The sequence below is a fragment of the Brevundimonas sp. KM4 genome (genome assembly GCF_000964075.1).
In the GTDB taxonomy this organism is placed as follows: Bacteria; Pseudomonadota; Alphaproteobacteria; order Caulobacterales; family Caulobacteraceae; genus Brevundimonas; species Brevundimonas huaxiensis.
This window is the reverse complement of record NZ_JZRG01000008.1, coordinates 94810-111901: the sequence shown is the minus strand read 5'-3', so window position 1 is coordinate 111901 and position 17092 is coordinate 94810. Positions and strand designations below refer to the sequence as shown.

General features: G+C 65.4%; 12 protein-coding genes. 6 read left to right on the top strand and 6 right to left on the bottom strand.

Going from position 1 to position 17092, the window contains the following annotated elements:
- Window positions 1–39 precede the first annotated feature (39 nt).
- The 6 genes from VH88_RS04810 to VH88_RS16405 form a co-directional block, all read right to left on the bottom strand.
- The gene (locus VH88_RS04810; RefSeq protein WP_045810243.1) at window positions 40–2373 is read right to left on the bottom strand and encodes a TonB-dependent receptor; all 2334 of its coding nucleotides are present in this window, start codon (window positions 2371–2373) and stop codon (window positions 40–42) included.
- A gap of 159 nt (window positions 2374–2532) precedes the next feature.
- Entirely contained in the window at window positions 2533–3744 is a 1212-nt protein-coding gene (gene mnmA / locus VH88_RS04805; RefSeq protein ID WP_045810242.1) for a tRNA 2-thiouridine(34) synthase MnmA, read from the bottom strand.
- 91 nt (window positions 3745–3835) lie between these two features.
- Entirely contained in the window at window positions 3836–4120 is a 285-nt protein-coding gene (locus tag VH88_RS04800; RefSeq protein ID WP_026108337.1) for a DUF1153 domain-containing protein, read from the bottom strand.
- Window positions 4121–4292: 172 nt separating this feature from the next.
- Window positions 4293–6050 (bottom strand): flagellar hook protein FlgE, encoded by a 1758-nt coding sequence (gene flgE / locus VH88_RS04795; protein WP_045810241.1) that lies wholly within the window; start codon window positions 6048–6050, stop codon window positions 4293–4295.
- A 49-nt stretch (window positions 6051–6099) separates the two neighbouring features.
- Window positions 6100–6828, bottom strand: a complete 729-nt coding sequence (locus VH88_RS04790; protein ID WP_045810240.1) for a flagellar hook assembly protein FlgD — start codon at window positions 6826–6828, stop codon at window positions 6100–6102.
- Between the two features lie 4 nt (window positions 6829–6832).
- The gene (locus tag VH88_RS16405; RefSeq protein ID WP_231576578.1) at window positions 6833–8740 is read right to left on the bottom strand and encodes a flagellar hook-length control protein FliK; all 1908 of its coding nucleotides are present in this window, start codon (window positions 8738–8740) and stop codon (window positions 6833–6835) included.
- Window positions 8741–9147: 407 nt separating this feature from the next.
- On the opposite strand from VH88_RS16405, the gene flgK reads away from it, so the two are divergent.
- The 6 genes from flgK (at window position 9148) to VH88_RS04755 (ending at window position 17086) form a co-directional block, all read left to right on the top strand.
- Window positions 9148–11247: a flagellar hook-associated protein FlgK gene (gene flgK, locus VH88_RS04780; protein ID WP_231576577.1), complete on the top strand. Its 2100-nt coding sequence runs from the start codon at window positions 9148–9150 to the stop codon at window positions 11245–11247.
- Entirely contained in the window at window positions 11244–12209 is a 966-nt protein-coding gene (locus VH88_RS04775) for a flagellin (RefSeq protein WP_045810238.1), read from the top strand. The genes flgK and VH88_RS04775 overlap by 4 nt, the downstream gene beginning before the upstream one ends.
- Before the next feature lie 67 nt (window positions 12210–12276).
- On the top strand, window positions 12277–13515 hold the full coding sequence (locus tag VH88_RS04770; protein WP_045810237.1) for a putative DNA modification/repair radical SAM protein: 1239 nt from the start codon (window positions 12277–12279) through the stop codon (window positions 13513–13515).
- Window positions 13515–14969, top strand: coding sequence for a UdgX family uracil-DNA binding protein (locus tag VH88_RS04765; protein ID WP_045810236.1), 1455 nt, complete (start codon window positions 13515–13517; stop codon window positions 14967–14969). Before VH88_RS04770 ends, VH88_RS04765 begins: the two co-directional genes overlap by 1 nt.
- 228 nt (window positions 14970–15197) lie before the next feature.
- Window positions 15198–16313, top strand: a complete 1116-nt coding sequence (locus VH88_RS04760) for an ABC transporter permease (protein WP_045810235.1) — start codon at window positions 15198–15200, stop codon at window positions 16311–16313.
- Window positions 16310–17086, top strand: coding sequence for an ABC transporter ATP-binding protein (locus VH88_RS04755; protein ID WP_039246447.1), 777 nt, complete (start codon window positions 16310–16312; stop codon window positions 17084–17086). The genes VH88_RS04760 and VH88_RS04755 overlap by 4 nt, the downstream gene beginning before the upstream one ends.
- Window positions 17087–17092 lie beyond the last annotated feature (6 nt).

Below are 17092 nucleotides of genomic sequence, written 5' to 3'. Positions count from 1 at the left end.
GTGGCGGAAGGGGGGCAGTCGGTCGTTCGGAAGAAACGCTTAGTAGGAGGCGCGCAGCTCGATGCCGAAGGTGCGCGGGTTGTTGAAGTTGCCGTAGTCGCCCAGGGTGTTCCGGTTCGACGGATCGCGGCGATAGACGTAGGTCTCGTCCAGCAGGTTGCGTGACCACAGGGCCACTTCCAGCAGCGGACCACCGTCGCGGGTCGTGATGTCTGCGATGGCGACGCGGGCGTTCACGACGAAGGACGAGTCGGCCTTGATCGCGAACTGCTCGAAGCTGTGGGCCGCATCGGCGTAGTTGGCGTCGATGTGCGCCTTCAGGGTCGCGCCCATGAAGGGCGAGTTCCAGTCGGCGGCGACGCTGCCTGCATTCTCGGGCGTATAGGCGATGAAGACCTGCTGCACCTGGCCGTTGAACGGGTTGACCGTGTCCGGCACCTTGGCGTCCGTATAGGCGTAAGACGCCGACAGGGTCAGGTTGTCGGTCGCCCGGAACTGACCTTCCAGCTCCACGCCGCGGATTTTCGTGGTGCCCGGGGCGTTGATCGTTTCCAGCGTGTTGCGGGTCGAGGCGCCCTGGACAGTGACCAGGCTGAAGTCGATCTGGCTGTCGGTGCGGTCCATGGCGTAGACGGCCGCATTGAAGCGGACGCGGCGGTCGAACAGGTCGCTCTTCAGGCCGATTTCGTAGGCCTTGACCTCTTCGGGATCGAACGAGCGGTAGGTCAGCGAGCGCGAGGAGGCGCCGCCGGCGCGGTAGCCGGTCGAATACTTGCCATAGACGTTGATGTTGTTGCTGACGTCATAGGCCAGGGTGACCAGCGGGTCGAAGCGATCGACCTTGGAGCTGAAGGTCAGGTTGGTGGGGGCGTTGTTGACGACCTCCAGCTTGCCGTCCTTGTCGTCCCAGGTGTAGCGACCGCCGACCGTCAGGTGCAGGGCGTCCATGCTGGCCGGGGTCCAGGTCGCCTGGCCGTAGATGGCCTTGGATTCCGAGTGTGCGGTCGATTTGCGGTCCAGCGAGCGGAAGCCGCGGATCGTCGGGGTGGGGTCCAGGATGGTGTAGCCCGTGCCGTCGGCGTTCCATTGGTTGGTTGAGGGCGTGGCGGCGTCGTCGGACACCGTTTCCTTGAAGTAGAAGACGCCGCCGACATAGTCGATGCTGTCACCCAGCGAACCGACGGCCTGAAGTTCCTGGCTGAACTGATGCTGCCAGAAGCCGGCCAGCGAATAGCGGCTGAAGCGGCCGTTCGGGCCGACGACAGGCGGACGGTGGGCGCCGGCGATGTTGTCGTACTGTTCGACGTCCAGATCGCGGTAGGCCGTGATCGAACGGATTTCCAGCGAGTCGGTCGGGCGATACGACAGGTGCAGATCCATGCCGCGCGTATCGTCGACGCTGAACTGCTGAGGCACGCCGATGTCGGCCTGCGTCATGCGCTTGGAGCCTTCGACCTGCACCAGGGGCGACAGGGCGCGAATGCTGCCCGAGGGAACGGTCGCCGAGGTGAACGGCACGACGGTCAGGCCGTTCGGGTTGAAGTTCAGCAGTTGGCTGTAGAACGGGGTGTTCTTGTCCTTGCTGATGTCCGCCGCGAGGGTGGCGGTGAAGTTTTCGGCGGGCGTCCAGCGCGTCTGGAAGCGAAGGCCGCGACGGTCATATTCGCCAAAGCCGGTCTGTCCCGGCAGGATGTTTTCGGTCACCGGCCCCTGGACCGAAATGATGCCGTCGACCTTGAAGGCGAAGTCGCCGAGGGCGGGGAAATCGACGTGCAGTTCCGAGTTGTAGGACTCCAGATTGCCGACGCCGGCGATGGCGCGCATGCCGAACACGCCCGTGGGCTTCTTGGTCACCAGCGACAGGGCGCCGCCTTCGGTGTTGCGGCCGAACAGGGTGCCTTGCGGACCCTTCAGGACTTCGACGCGCTCGATGTCGAGCAGGGCGGCGGCGAGGCCGTGCTGGCGGGCCAGATAGACGCCGTCGACATAGACGCCGACGCCCTGCTCGCGGGCGGGCTGGTTGGCGTCGTTCGGCACGATGCCGCGGATGCCGATGGTCAGGGCGGACTGACGGGCCTCGAAGGTGGCGATGCGCAGGCTGGGGACGCTGCCGTCGGCCAGGTCCATCAGGCTCTGCACGTGGCGATCAGCCAGGGCCTCGGCGTTGACGACCGAGATCGAAATCGGCGTGTCTTGCAGGTTGGTTTCGCGCTTGGTCGCGGTCACGACGATGTCGTCAAGACCGGCCGGCTCGGCGCTGGCGGCCGTCGGCGCGGTCTGGACCGGAGCGGTCTGGGCGAAGGCGGAAACGGGCGCGGCGAGAAGGGCGGTCCCCAGCAGCAGCTGAAGGCGCAGTTTGGTCTGACGATGCATTTTTATCCCCTGCTTAGTCGGGGCGGGGATTACGCCGTCATTGCGATGCGCAGTTTACAGCCGTGCAACAGGCCGGTGCATATTTGATGTCCGAGGTTGAGAGAAACCTGCAATCAGCGTCCACCCCGTCTCCACATCGTCTCCACACTTGGGTCGGGGCTAGACGACGACCGCCGTCGTGTCGCGGATGAAGCCGCCGCCCAGGACGCGTTCGGTGTCCGTCGGATCGTACAGGGCGCAGGCCTGGCCCGGCGCGACACCCTCTTCGCCATTGTCAAAGACGACGCGGATATCGCCGTCGATCAGGGCGAGGCGGGCAGGCGAGGGCTGGCGGGTCGAGCGGACACGGGCCAGGACCCGGATGTTGGCCTCGGCAGCTTCAGTGATGGTCGCTTCGTCACCGAGCCAGTTGGTTTCTTCCAGCGTCAGGCTGGCCGTCAGCAGGGCTTCACGCGGGCCGACGATGACGCGACGGGTCTCGGGCTCCAGCCGGGTCACGAACAGCGGTTCGCCCACGGCGACGTTCAGGCCGCGGCGCTGGCCGATCGTATAGTCCGTGATGCCCGCGTGCCGGCCCAGCACCCGGCCGTCCATGTGCACGATCTCGCCGGCCTCACGCCCTTGTGGACGCAGGCGGTCGATCAGGGTGCGGTAGTCGCCGGAAGGCACAAAACAGATGTCCTGGCTGTCCGGCTTTGCGGCGATCTTCAGACCCAGTTCGGCGGCGACGCCGCGCACCTGGGGCTTTTCCAGATCGGCCAGCGGGAAGCGCAGATAGTCCAACTGGTCCTGGGTCGTGGCGAAGAGGAAGTAGGATTGGTCGCGCGAATGGTCGATGGCCTTGCGCATCTGCGAGCGGTTGCCGGCGACGGCGCGACGGACGTAGTGGCCCGTCGCCATCGCCTCGGCGCCCAGATCGCGCGCCACGTCCAGCAGGTCGCGGAACTTGACGGTCTGATTACAGCGGATGCAGGGGACCGGCGTCTGGCCCTTCAGATAGCTGTCGGCGAACTGGTCGATCACCGCGTCCTTGAAGCGGCTCTCATAGTCCAGAACGTAGTGTGGAATGCCGATCATGTCGGCGGCCAGGCGGGCGTCGTGAATGTCCTGGCCCGCGCAGCAGGCGCCCTTCTTCTTCAGCGCCGCGCCGTGGTCGTAGAGTTGCAGCGTCACGCCGACGACGTCGTAACCCGCCTTGTGCAGCAGGGCCGCGACAACGGTAGAGTCCACACCGCCCGACATGGCGGCCACCACGCGCGCGCCGACCGGCAGGCCGACCGCCGCCCGCGCGCTCTCGACCGCCGCATCCATGTCCGTGCGGGCGATGTCGGGAACGGGGCAGAAATCTTCGACCAGGGTCATCGCGGCCATTTAGTGCGGAACCGGCGCGATTTCGAGGCCCGCAAAAGAAAAGGGCCGCACCCGTCGCCGGATGCGGCCCTTAACGTCTTCGGGGAAACCCTCAGGAGCGATAGCTCTGGATCCGCGTCGTGCGCAGACCCTGCATGCCCCATTTGTCGATGGCCTTCTGCCAGGCCAGGAACTCTTCGGCCGTCAGGCGATATTTCGCCAGGGCGTCGTCGAGGCTGAGCAGGCCGCCGCGAACGGCGGCGACGACCTCGGCCTTGCGCCGGATCACCCACCGGTCCGTGTTGGACGGCGGCAGGTCATTGAGGGTCAGGGGCGTGCCAGTCGGTCCGACCACGTATTGTTCGCCTTTGCTATTAAGGCGTCGCTCTTGCAACATGGGCTTATGCCTCTTTCACCAACACCGTAGTGTCATGAAGGTAGGCGTCCCCGACTAAGGTCCGTTTAAGCGTCGTGGTGAAGGAACGGATAACTTCCGCCCCTCCCTGAACGACTCTGTAAACCTTGCTTGCGCGACGATTCATCGAGACTAACGCTTACTTACTCGCCGATCAGCGTTTGATGTTGATCAGCTCGGCCAGCATTTCATCGGCCGTGGTGATGATCTTGGACGAGGCGGAATAGGCGCGCTGAGTGGTGATCAGGCCGGTGAATTCAGCCGACAGATCGACGGTCGAGGACTCCAACTGCTTGGCCGCGATCTCGCCCGCGCCGCCCGTTCCCGCCGCCTTCAGGTTGAAGGTGCCGGACTGAAGGCTGACGGCGTAGGCGTTGCCGGACACTTCACGCAGGCTGTCGGGGCTGGGGAAGGTGGCGACCGCGACCTGGGCGATGCGGCGCATGACGCCGTTGTCGAAGATGGCGGTGACGAAGCCGCCCTCGTCGATCTTGATTTCGCTCAGATTGCCGAACGCCGTGCCGTTGGTGACCGTCGACTGGACGACCGAGGCGGTGTTCAGCTGGCTAAGGCCGCCGGCCGAGGTGTTGAGGTCCAGCGTGACGGCTTGGGCGGCGATGCCCAGACCGTCGGCCCAGGCGACCTCGCCGGCCGGCATGGTCAGATTGGCGGGGTCGGACTTGCCGAAGTTCAGCGTGGCCATGGTCGGGTCATCGAACAGGCCCGTGCCTGCGGGCCAGGCCTTCATCGTGTCGACGTCCAGGCGACCCGACGGCGTGAAGGCGATCTTGCCGGTCTTGATCTGGCCGTTGGCGTAGGGCGCGCCCGCGATCACGTCGCTGGCCGGCACGGAGACGATTTCCGCGTACCAGATGTTCGGTTCGTCGCTCTTCAGGAAGCGGATTTCCAGATTGCGCTGGCCGCCCTTGGAGTCCGAAACCGGGATGTTCATCTTGAAGTCGGGCTTCACGCCGACGGGGTTGTCGTCGTCGGCGTTGTACATCGCCATGGAGTTGACCGACGGGTCGTATTTCGTCTTGGCGACGTTTTCGTTGCCCAGGCCGACGTCCGAAAGGTTGATCGTATAGGCAGGGCCGCTGGCCGGCGTGAACTGGATCTGGGTCGGCGGCGTGCCGATCGCGGTCGCCGAGCCGGCGTTCGCGCCGTTGATGGTCAGCCCGGTGATGGCGCCGGTGGTCGGGTCGAAGGTCGCCGAGGCGTCGATCTTCTGCGAACCGGACTTGATCACCAGATCGTGGCTGTTGGCGCCGGTGCGGGTGTAGCGGACCGACACGTCATGGGTCACGGCCGGCGTCGCCGTATCAGACACGCCCTTGTAGGATTGGGCGCTGGCGGCCGAAGACGCTTCTTGGCTCGAACGCAGGTTGGCGTTGATCTGGACACGAGTGGTCGGTTCGGCGGTGCCGCCGACTGAGCCGATGTTGATCGAGCGCAGACGCGACAGATCGGACGGATCGGTCGAGATCTCGCCGTTGGAGTCCACTGGCCAGCCTTGGAGATACAGGCCGGCGCTGTTCTTCAGATAGCCCTGCTTGTCAACGGTAAAGGCGCCAGCGCGGGTGAACAGGCGGGTGTCGGTCGCGCCGACGTTTTCGGCCTGCGTCGTCGTGACGAAGAAGCCCTGACCGTTGACGGCGAGGTCGGTGCTTGAGGTCGTGCGCTGAAGCTGACCTTCCTGGCTGACGTAGGAGCGGGTGTTGGTGGTCACGCCGCCGGCCGAGTAGCTGCCGCCCGATGCGGTCTGGCTGTTGACCAGGGTCTGGAACTCGCTCGCCGTGCGCTTGTAGCCGACGGTGTTCACGTTGGCGATGTTCTGGGAGATCGCCGCCAGGGCGGCGGAGTTGGCGGCCAGGCCGGACACGCCGGCCAGCATTGCACTGTTGAGGCTCATGGAAAGAACGCTCCTTAAATAGAGGTCATCGGGAAGGCGGCGGATCGCATCATGCGGCCGCCTCCTCGGTGGGGACGTTCGGATTCTCCGTATCGTCGGTATCATTGGCCGCCTGGGCCGTGATCTCGTTCAGCGAGATCACGGTCGAGAGCGGAAGGATGGAGTCGCCGATCACCAGATACGGCGCGCCGTTGTACATCTCGACGCCGGTGACCCGGCCCTGGATCAGCGCCTGGGCGTCGACCTTGGCGCCGGTCGAGTCGGTGGCGGCGACCTTCAGCGTATAGACGCCGCCGTCTTGGGCCATGCCGCCGTCCTTCAGCTTGCCGTCCCAGGAGAAGGTGTGCAGGCCGGACGTCTTGTCGGGCGCGGCGCCCTCCCAGACCACGACGCCCTTGCTGTCGACGACCTGCAAAGTGGCCTTGTCCGCGTCGGCGCCCAGTTCGTAGGCCCAGGTGGCCTTGCCGTCGTTGAACTCGGTGGCGGTCCAGGCGGCGGTGACGCTCTTGCCGATGTAGTTGGCGGCGTTATCCAGACCGCCGCCGGCCTGGGCGGCCAGCAGGCTGGTCAGCAGGTCGTTCGTCAGCAGTTGTTGCTCCACGCCGGCCATCTGCGTCAGCTGCGCGGTGAACTGGTTCGAGTCCAGCGGCGACAGCGGATCCTGGTTCTTCATCTGCGTGGTCAGCAGGGTCAGGAAGGTCTCGAAGTTCGAGGCCAAGGCTTTGGTGCCGCCGGTGATGCGGCCCGCTGCGGCGGAGGTTGTGACGGCGTCGACCATGGGGTCAGACCTTCAGATCGACGCGGTCAGGCGTCAGGGAATGGTTAATCCAGGCGCCAGGCGCCGGGACGGTGGGCATGTCGGCCTGGGCCGCGAGGCGAGAGCCGCCGGCGAACAGGGCGTTGCGCTGCTGCTGACGCTCGAAGGCGCCGCCGCCCGTGGACGGATCGCGTTGCGAGAAGTCGAGCGCGTCACCTGCGACCTGGAAGCCGGCCTCCTGAAGCTGGCGACGCAGTTCGTCGGCGCGGCCCTTCAGATCGGCGGCTGCGGCGGGATTGTCGAAGGCCAGTCGAGCGGACAACTGGCCGTCCTTGCCGATCTCAAGGCTGACATCGACGCGGCCCAGATCTTCGGGCGTCAGCACCATGTCGAACCGGGTCGAACGGCCCTCGAGCTTGCGGGCCATCTGCGCGGCGAGTTGGGCGGTGGTCTCGACGGTGGCGCGCGACAGTGTGGTCAGGCCCTGAGCATGGCTGGACACGGCGGCCTGTTGCGCAGGCTGCGCATCGAGCGGCGCAGGGCTTGCGGTAGTGGATTCAGGCGAGGCCGGCTCCGGCGTGGCGACGCCGCCGGTCGCAGCCTCGGCTACCTTAGCGGATGGCGACGTCGGCTTGGCGGCGACTTCTATCCCGGCGCTGGAAGGGGTGGCGTCTTGGGTTGTAGCCGTTTGGATCGCGGGAACGGCGGCGTCGCTGGTCTGGTCCACCGCCGCATGGAGATTGCCGCGCAATGGCGAGGCGGGTTGAAGCGAGGTCGGCGACTTCGGCGTATCGATCGGAGCCGCCTCTGCCGGCTGATCGGCTGTGTCGGCCGTTTCGGCTGTCGCAGACGACGCCGCTTCAGTGGACGCAGCGACGACGCCGGCCGGGGCGATGAAGGACGGCTTGGGCATCGTCGACGTGACGGCGATCTGGACTTGGGCGGTCGGGATCTGAGCGGCCGCAAGGGATTGAGAGATGGGCGACGGTGCGGCCGGTTTGTCGGGGTTAGCGACAGCGGTCTGGATCGTGCTGGCCTCACTTTCGGACGTGGCAGGCGCCGGCGCCGTTGCGTCGGTCGGACGAGGCGCTGCGTCGCCCTTGACCGTAACGGCAGGCTTGGGCGCGACTGTCGGCTTCGGACCGTCGGTCGTCGTCGGCTGCGCGGGCGTGACCGAGGCCTCGGCGGCCTCGACTTCAGCCGGCTTCGCCGCGTCGGGAGAAGAGGGCGACGCTTCGGTCGTCAGGATTTCGGAGAGTTCCGAAAGGACTGCTTGAGCGGTCGCGGCAGTCACGGCGGACTTCGCTTCAAGGTCCCGGTCGGCAGGCGCCGACGCAGTCTTGGCCGCCGTATCAGTTGCAGAGCGGGGAGCCGTGGGGACCGTCGTCGTCATCGCTTCGGGCGCAACGAATGCGACTGACGCAACATTTTTGGGAGCTTGCGGATCGGCAGGGATTTCCGCCGCGTCCTCGGAAACGGCCGGCGAGCCCGCGACATCGAGCGATTGGGCGACCGGAACGGCCAGCGTCGGTTGCGCGGCTGTGAACGGCGTTGCGGCGACGAGGCCAGGGGTATGGTCGTCATTCGCGGCTTTGTCCGTACCGATCTGCTGTCCGTCAGACAGGACGGGCTGAGCTTCGGAGTCTGCGATCTCGCTTGAGATTGTGGCGACGGTGTCGGCAGTCCGGGGCAGCGTGTTGGCGTCAGGCTCGGCCGCCATGGGCTGGGCCATGATGACGCCCAGCGACCGAACGCCCGTCAGACGGCCGGGCGTCATCCGTTCGACCGGCGCGCCGTGGACACCCGCGTTCAGCGCGTCGGCGACCTTGCTGGAAAACAGGCCCGCATCGACGACCTCTGCGCCCAGGGCGGCAGCCGACGTTCCGGTCGAAACCGGAGCGGCAGGCGCGAGCAGGGCGGAAGCGGTGGACATGGAAGCGCGGCGGCTTTCGTAAGGAGCGACGACGGCGCCTGCTGCGCCCAAGAGTTCGCCGCGCTCGACGCAAGGGTCGGGCCAAGAAAATAAGCCAATAAAAACAAGGTAAAGCGCAGTATCGGGGTCTGCAGGTTCGAGGCGCGGCGGTCGTTATTGCCGCGCTCTCGCCACTTTTTGCCCGGCTTCGCGGCGCTGCCGATCAGCGACGGGCGAGATGTCAGCATCCGATTGGCCCGACCTTTGCGCGTCTTTCCCATCATGACGGCCGCCCGATCAACGATCCTGTGGAAAAACAACGCTTTGTGCGAGCGGGCGTGGCGCGTGGCTGGGCAAGAACTGCGCGTCGCGATGCAGCGGTTGCCGGGTAGAGCGGGGGAGACGCGTCAATGTCGCTGAACTCGATCATGAACATTGCGACGTGGGGGCTGAAGACCGCCCAGTCGCAGTTGCGCGTCACCGCCGACAATATCGCCAACGTCGATACGCCCGGATACATCCGCAAGGTCGCCGATCAGTCGGCCGCCGTCACCAATGGCTATGGTTCGGGTGTCGACGTCACGCGGGTGCGGTTGGCGACGGACCGTTTCCTTCAAGCCGCCAGCCTCAGCGCCGGGTCGGACGCCGCGCGCCAGACCGTGCGCTATGAACTGTACGACCAGATCCAGAACCAGTTCGGCGATCCCAGCAGCGACACCAACTTCTTCGCCCAGGTCGACAAGCTGTTCGCCACCTATGCGACCCTGGCCGAAAGCCCGACATCATCGGCCGGGCGTCAGGACACGATCTACAAGACCCAGGCGATCTTCAATCAGGCCGCCGGCATCGCGTCGCAGATCCAGTCGGCGCGTCAGGAGGCGGACGGCCGGCTGCTGAGCGCGGTCGAAACGGTCAATCCGCTGCTGGAACAGATCGCCAAGCTGAACAAGACCATCGCCGCCGGAACGGTGACGAACGAGGATGTGACCGGGGCCCAGAACGCCCAGCTGGGCCTGATCAACGAACTGTCCAAATATATGGATGTGAAGGTCGAGGCCCGCTCCAACGGCGGCGTGACGCTGCGCACCAACACAGGCACCACCCTGGTGGGCGAGGGGGCGGCGACGCTGTCGTACCAGGCGGCAGGCACCGTGGACGCCATGACGGCCTTTTCCGACATCATGATCACCGAACCCAGCGGCACGCGCTGGCCGCTGCTGGACGGCGTGTCGTCCGGTCAGATCCGGGGTCTGGTCGAGATGCGCGATGTCGATGCGCCTGCCGCCGCCGCGCGCCTGGGTGAGTTGACGGCCAAACTCGCGGACGAACTGAACCGCGCCCACAACGCCAACAGCAGCGTCCCCGCGCCGACCACCCTGATGGGGCGCAACGTTGGACAGTCGCTGGCGAACGCTCTGACCGGCTTCACCGGCACGACCACCATCTCGACGGTCAATGCGTCGGGCGTGGTGCAGACCTCGGCCCGGATCGTCTTTTCCGGCGGGACGATGACGATCAACGGGGCCGCCGCCGATCCGACCACCTTCCTCAGCGTGCTGAACGCTCAACTGGGCGGCGCGGCGACGGCGAGCTTCTCGGACGGCCAACTGCGTCTGGACGGGGCGGGTGGAAACGGCGTGGCCATCGCCGACGATGCGACCTCGCCCAGTACGAAGGGCGGTCGAGGATTTTCGCACTGGTTCGGCCTGAACGACCTGGTGACCACGACCACGCCGACCTTCTACGAGACGGGCCTGACCCTGACATCTCAGCATGGGTTCGATCCGGGCGAGAGTCTGACCTTGCGCTTTGCCGGTCCTTCCGGCGCGCGCCTTCGCGACATCACCGTGTCCGTACCCGCCGGGACGGGCACGATGGGCGAGATGCTGGGCGCGCTGAACGACCCCGTCACCGGCGTTGGCCGCTATGGCGCCTTCAGCCTGGATGCGGTAGGCAAGCTGTCCTTCAAGGCTTACGACCCGTCGGCGACGTCGATGAGCGTCGTGAAGGACAATACGACCCAGGATCCGTCCGGCGTTTCGATGTCGCAACTGTTCGGCCTGGGCGCGACGGGATCGACGCGGGCGGGCGCCTATGCGGTGCGTAGCGACATCCAGCAGGACCCCGGAAAGCTGGCCTTGGCGCAGCTGAACCTGTCGGCCGCGGCGGGGACGCCAGCGCTGAGCAAGAACGATGGGCGCGGCGGCCTGGCGCTGGGGGATGTGGGCAAGAAGAACGTCGCCTTCGCCGCAGCCGGCGGAAATGCCGGCGGGACCAAGACCCTGTCGTCCTATGCGGCGGACTTCGCCGGCGAGATCGGCGGCAAGGCCTCGGCTGCCAAGACCCGCAGCGAAACGGCAAGCGCCCTGGCCAAGGAGGCGGACAGCCGCCGCACCTCGGCCGAAGGCGTGAACATGGACGAGGAACTGGTCAATATGACCACCTTCCAGCAAGCCTATAACGCCTCTGCGCGCCTGATCCAGGCGAGCAAGGACATGTACGACGTACTGATCGGAATCCTGCAATGACGCGCGTCGCGACCCACGGGAACTACCAGTCGGCCTTGCTCAGCCTGATGAACGCGCAGGGCCGCGCGCAGCAGGCGCAGGAGCGGATCGATAGCGAGAAGATCGCCACCGATATGTCTGGCTATGGTCGAGGCGCCGAACAGCTGACCAGCCTGACATCGACACAGGCGCGGCTGGAGGGCTTCATCTCCACCGGTGAGGCCGTGAAGGCGCGGCTGAGCGCCCAGGATCTTGCCATGAGCCGCATATACGAAGGCGGTAATGCGGCGCGCGAGGCCATTGCAAACAGCCTGGCGGCCGGGCGGATCGACAATCTGATGGTCGAGCTCGGTCTGAACTATCAGACGGTGCAGGGTGGACTGAATGCGGAACATCAGGGCTCCTATCTGTTTGCGGGCGGCCAGAGCGATATCGCGCCCGCCACGGCTGCAACCATGGCCGATTTGACGACGGCGCCGTCCACCGCCGCGACCTTCGCCAACGACACCTTGAAGCAGAAGTCGCGCATCGACGAGAAGACCACGGTCGAGACCGGCTTTCTGGCCAGCGAGATCGGCGGACCGCTGACTGAGGTGTTCCGCAACATTCAGGCCTTCCAGAACGGCACGGCGGTCACCGTAGGCGGCGTGACCTATACGCCAGCCGGCGCGGGCACGCTGACGGGACAGCCCGACGCCAACGTCACCGCTTTTCTGAAGGCGCAGATGGGTGAGCTGGACAAGGCGAATGCGGGCCTGACGAACCAGACGGCCAAGAACGGCCTGATCCAGAACCACGTCGAAACCGCGCTGGACTCCCAGGAAAATCAGAAGACCGCCCTGCAGAAGATGATGCAGGACAAGTCCGGCTATGATCCGGCACGGGCGATTACCGACCTGCAGATGGCGCAGGTGGCGATCGAGGCTTCGGCCCAGATCATCAACTCGTTGAAGAGCACGTCGCTGCTTAATCTGCTGCGCTAAGTTATCGTTTCAAAAAAAGAAAACGGCAACGCTGGACCAAACATCGTTCTGGAACGTATCAAGAACGATGGCCCGTCTCGATCTGCGTCGAAAACTTTCCGTTCTGGCTGACGCCGCCAAATACGACGCTTCGTGTTCGTCGTCCGGAACGTCGAAACGAAACTCCGTCGGCGGCAAGGGGATCGGCTCGACCGAGGGGATGGGCATCTGCCACGCCTATACACCGGACGGTCGGTGCATCAGTCTGCTCAAGATCCTGCTGACCAACTTCTGCATCTACGATTGCGCCTATTGCATCAATCGCGTGTCGTCGAATGTGGAGCGCGCGCGGTTCGATGTCGACGAGGTGGTCGACCTGACGCTCAACTTCTACAAGCGCAACTATATCGAGGGCCTGTTCCTGTCGTCGGGCATTATTCGATCCGGCGACTATACGATGGAGCAGCTGGTCCTGGTTGCCAAGACGCTGCGCGAAGTCCACGACTTCCGGGGCTATATTCATCTGAAGCTGATCCCGGAGGCGGACCCGAAGCTGGTGGAGATGGCGGGTCTGTACGCCGACCGCCTGTCAGCGAATATCGAACTTCCGCGCGACGAGGCGCTGGCGCGACTGGCGCCGCAAAAGGATGTTGGTGTCATCAAGAAGGCGATGAGCCAGGTGCGCTTGGGCGTCGAGGCGGCCAGGCCGGCCAAACGTGAAAAGATCAAACCGCCGAAGTTCGCGCCGGGCGGCCAGAGCACTCAACTGATTATCGGCGCCGACGGCGCGCCGGATACGGAAATCCTGGATCGCAGCGCCTCGCTCTACGGCGGTTACGGCCTGCGCCGCGTCTACTATTCGGCGTTCAGCCCGATCCCGGATTCCAGTTCGATCCTGCCGCTGTCCAAGCCGCCGCTGATGCGCGAGCATCGGCTGTATCAGGCCGATTGGCTGATGCGGTTCTATGGCTTCTCCGCGCCGGAGATCGGCGAGGGGGCATCGAATGGCATGCTTGATCTGGCGGTTGATCCCAAACTGGCCTGGGCGCTGAACAAGCGCGAGCAGTTTCCCGTCGATGTGAACCGCGCGCCGCGAGAGATGCTGCTGCGGGTGCCGGGGCTGGGCGTGAAAGCTGTGGACCGGATCGTCGCGGTGCGCCGCTATCGGACCCTGCGGTTGGAGGATGTCGGACGGCTGACGCGATCGGTGGCCAAGATTCGGCCCTTCATCACGGCGCTGGACTGGACGCCTGGCGGACTGACGGATGCGGCGGACCTGAAGGCGCGCGTGACCAGCCGCACGCCCGAGCAGTTGAGCCTGTTCTGATGGCGGTGGCGACGCTGGACGGTGAGACCGACTTCGACGGCTGGCGGAAGGCGGCGCGCGCGTTTCGATTGGCGGGTGTGGAGCCCGCGGCGGCGCGGTTCGTCGTGGCGGGGGCGGTGGAACAGGGCGGGCTGTTCGATCACCCGATTGCCGAAGAAACGTGGCCGACGCCTGATGACCGCAGAGCCTTCAACGTCCCGAAAGAGTTCGTGGATTTGGCCCAGAACCTGATCCTGCATCGATCCGCTGACCGTTTCGATCTGATGTACCGGCTGCTGTGGCGGCTGAAGGATGAGCCGGACCTGATCAAGGTCATTTCGGACCGGGACGTCGCCGACGCGCTGGAGCGGGTCAAGAACGTCAGCCGGGCTTCGCACAAGATGAAGGCCTTCGTTCGCTTTCGCCAGGTGCATGACGATCTGGGCGAGGCCTGGGTGGCGTGGTTCGAGCCGCCGCATCGGGTTCTGGAAAAGACCGCGCCCTTCTTCCAACGGCGGTTCACGACCATGCGCTGGTCGATCCTGACGCCGGATGGGTCGGCCTTCTGGGATGGCGACGCCCTACGGTTCGGGCCGCCCGCCACCCGCGACATGGCGCCAGCCGAAGACGAGATCGAGGATTTCTGGAAGACCTACTACGCCTCGACCTTCAATCCTGCGCGGTTGAAGGTGAAGACGATGCAGGGCGAGATGGCCAAGTCCTATTGGAAGAACCTGCCGGAAGCCGCCTTGATACCGGAACTGGTCGCGGCCTCGTCGGTTCGAACCGAGACCATGGTCGCTGCGCCGTCGCCTCAACCCAATCCGCGTTTCGCGCGCGCCGTCGCGCCAGACCTTCATTCGGCGCGTCCCGACGCCGAGGCCGTGCCCGAAAACCTCGACGATGTCGCCAGCGGCGTTCAGGCCTGCCGCCGTTGCCCGCTTTACCGCGACGCGACGCAGGGCGTGTGCGGAGAGGGGCCGAAGTCGGCGCGTCTGATGATCGTCGGCGAACAGCCGGGCGATCAGGAGGATCTGGCAGGGCGCGCCTTTATCGGGCCGGCGGGACAGGTGCTGAACGCCGCCCTGGCCGAGGCCGGCATTGATCGATCCGACGTCTATGTCACCAATGCTGTCAAACACTTCAAACACGAGCCGCGCGGCAAGCGTCGCCTGCACAAGACGCCGAACGGGGGCGAGGTTCAGGCCTGCCGCTGGTGGCTGGACTCGGAGCGAAGGCTGATCAAGCCGCAAGTCGTGCTGGCCCTTGGGGCGACGGCGGGTCTGGCGTTGCTGGGTCGAAAGCCGGCCGTGATGCAGGAACGCGGCGCGCCGATCGACCTGAGCGATGGATCGACCGCCGTGCTGACGGTCCACCCCTCCTATTTGTTGCGTCTGCCGGACGAGGCCGCCAAGGCCGAGGCGAGACGGTTGTTCATCGAGGATCTGGCGGCCGTGCAACGTCATATGAGGTGACGCGAGAACGAATCCCGTTCGGCCGCGTTAGGCATCAGCGCCAGCGTGACCGTTGGACGTTTTATCGGGGGAGGCGATCTCGACGCGATCGATCGACAAACATCCGCGCGAATGTCATCGCGCGTTGACATCGAGTGCCGGCTTGACCATTAGCGCGGCAGGGATTTCGGCTGTCTGTTCAGAGGGTCAGGGGAAAATCGCGATGTCAGACCGGTCATCAGAGGCCCGATGAATCAGGCCGCATACGAAATCGTCGATCGTAATGGCGAGGCCCGTCTGCGCCTGACCGGCGACTGGACGACCACGGCGCTGGGCCGTCTGCCGACGGAACTGAGCCGCGATCTGGAAGGCCGCGACATCGCCAGTATCGACACCTCCGATCTCGGTCGCTTCGATACCGCAGGCGCGCTGGCCCTGGTGCAGGCGTCAAGCGGTCGTCTGTCGAAGAGCCAGTGGAAGGATCGACCCGAGGCGGGTCGCATCTACCACATGATCGAACTGCTGGAGCGGCAGAGCGCCCCGGCGCCCAAACGCCCCAGCGCCTTCGTTCGCACCTTCGCCAAGATCGGGCGAGGCGTGTACGATTTCGGCGGCGAGGCCATGTTGTCGCTGGCCTTCCTGGGTCGGCTGATGGCCGCCGTGGTCGAAGCCGCCAAACGCCCCGGGGGCATCCGCTGGCCGGCCTGGGTCAGTCAGGCGGAGCGCGCCGGGCTGGACGCCATTCCGATCGTCATGATCACCAACTTCTTCATCGGGGCCGTGATCGCCTTCATCGGCGTGGACCTGCTGACCGACTTCGGCGCCCAGGTGTTCGCGGTTCAGCTGATCGGTGTCGCCATGTTCCGCGAATTCGCCGTGGTCATCGCCTCGGTCCTTCTGGCGGGACGTTCGGCCTCGGCCTTCGCGGCTGAAATCGGGTCGATGCGGATGAACCAGGAGGTCGACGCCATGCAGGTCATGGGCGTCAATCCGTTCCAGGCCCTGGTGATCCCAAGGGTCGCTTCGCTGGTGATCATGCTGCCGCTGCTGACCTTCATGGGCATGATCGGCGGTCTTATCGGCGGTCTGGTCGTGTGCTGGAGCTCGCTGAATCTCGGTCCGTCCTTCTTCTTCCAGCGTCTGGTCGAGGACGGCACCATGGCCCAACATCTGATGGTGGGTCTGGTGAAGGCGCCCGTCTTCGCCCTGGTGATCGCCGCCATCGGATGCCGTCAGGGCATGGCCGTCGCCGGCGATGTCGAAAGTCTGGGCCGCCGCGTGACGGCCGCCGTGGTGCAGGCCATCTTCGCCATCATCTTCCTGGACGCCGTGTTCGCCCTGGTCTTCCTGGAGCTGAACATATGACCGAGGCGCCAGAAAACCTGATCGAGGTGCGCGGCCTGCTGAGTCAGTTCGGCGAGCGCACCATCCACGAGAACCTCGACCTCGACCTGGTGCGCGGCGAAGTCCTGGGCGTCGTCGGCGGATCGGGCGCGGGCAAGACCGTGCTGCTGAACACCATCATCGGCTTGAAGGAGCCGGAAGGCGGATCGGTGAAGGTGCTGGGCTACGACCGGGCGAACCTGACCAAGGCTGAGGCGGCCGACATCGAGAAACGCACCGGCATCCTGTTCCAGCAGGGTGCGCTGTTCTCTTCGCTGAGCGTGCTGGAGAACGTGGCTTCACCTTTGGTCGAACACACCAAACTGCCCAAGTCGGTCATCTATGAGCTGGCCGAGCTCAAGATCGCCATGGTCGGTTTGAAGCCCGAGCATCACCATCTGAAGCCGGCCGAACTGTCAGGCGGCATGAAGAAGCGGGCCGGCCTGGCGCGCGCGCTCGCTCTGGATCCCGAGCTAGTGTTTCTGGACGAGCCGACGGCGGGCCTGGATCCCATCGGCGCGGCCGCGTTCGACGATCTGATCCGGCAACTGGCGGACGACCTCGGTCTGTCTGTCTTCATGATCACCCACGACCTCGATACGCTCTACGCCATCTGTGACAAGGTGGCGGTGCTGGCGGACAAGCGGGTCGTGGAAAAGGCCACGGTGCAGGAGTTGGAAGGCTCCGACCATCCGTGGATCAAAGAATATTTCCTGGGGCCGCGCGGACGCGCAGCCACCAAGTCTGCCGCCTGAGGAGAG

What these genes read in the sequence shown, in the direction of transcription:
- VH88_RS04810 (WP_045810243.1), bottom strand. Translation starts at nt 2,373, where the DNA reads ATGCATCGTCAGACCAAACTGCGCCTTCAGCTGCTGCTGGGGACCGCC.
- mnmA (WP_045810242.1), bottom strand. Translation starts at nt 3,744, where the DNA reads ATGGCCGCGATGACCCTGGTCGAAGATTTCTGCCCCGTTCCCGACATC.
- VH88_RS04800 (WP_026108337.1), bottom strand. Translation starts at nt 4,120, where the DNA reads ATGTTGCAAGAGCGACGCCTTAATAGCAAAGGCGAACAATACGTGGTC.
- flgE (WP_045810241.1), bottom strand. Translation starts at nt 6,050, where the DNA reads ATGAGCCTCAACAGTGCAATGCTGGCCGGCGTGTCCGGCCTGGCCGCC.
- VH88_RS04790 (WP_045810240.1), bottom strand. Translation starts at nt 6,828, where the DNA reads ATGGTCGACGCCGTCACAACCTCCGCCGCAGCGGGCCGCATCACCGGC.
- VH88_RS16405 (WP_231576578.1), bottom strand. Translation starts at nt 8,740, where the DNA reads ATGTCCACCGCTTCCGCCCTGCTCGCGCCTGCCGCTCCGGTTTCGACC.
- flgK (WP_231576577.1), top strand. Translation starts at nt 9,148, where the DNA reads ATGAACATTGCGACGTGGGGGCTGAAGACCGCCCAGTCGCAGTTGCGC.
- VH88_RS04775 (WP_045810238.1), top strand. Translation starts at nt 11,244, where the DNA reads ATGACGCGCGTCGCGACCCACGGGAACTACCAGTCGGCCTTGCTCAGC.
- VH88_RS04770 (WP_045810237.1), top strand. Translation starts at nt 12,277, where the DNA reads ATGGCCCGTCTCGATCTGCGTCGAAAACTTTCCGTTCTGGCTGACGCC.
- VH88_RS04765 (WP_045810236.1), top strand. Translation starts at nt 13,515, where the DNA reads ATGGCGGTGGCGACGCTGGACGGTGAGACCGACTTCGACGGCTGGCGG.
- VH88_RS04760 (WP_045810235.1), top strand. Translation starts at nt 15,198, where the DNA reads ATGAATCAGGCCGCATACGAAATCGTCGATCGTAATGGCGAGGCCCGT.
- VH88_RS04755 (WP_039246447.1), top strand. Translation starts at nt 16,310, where the DNA reads ATGACCGAGGCGCCAGAAAACCTGATCGAGGTGCGCGGCCTGCTGAGT.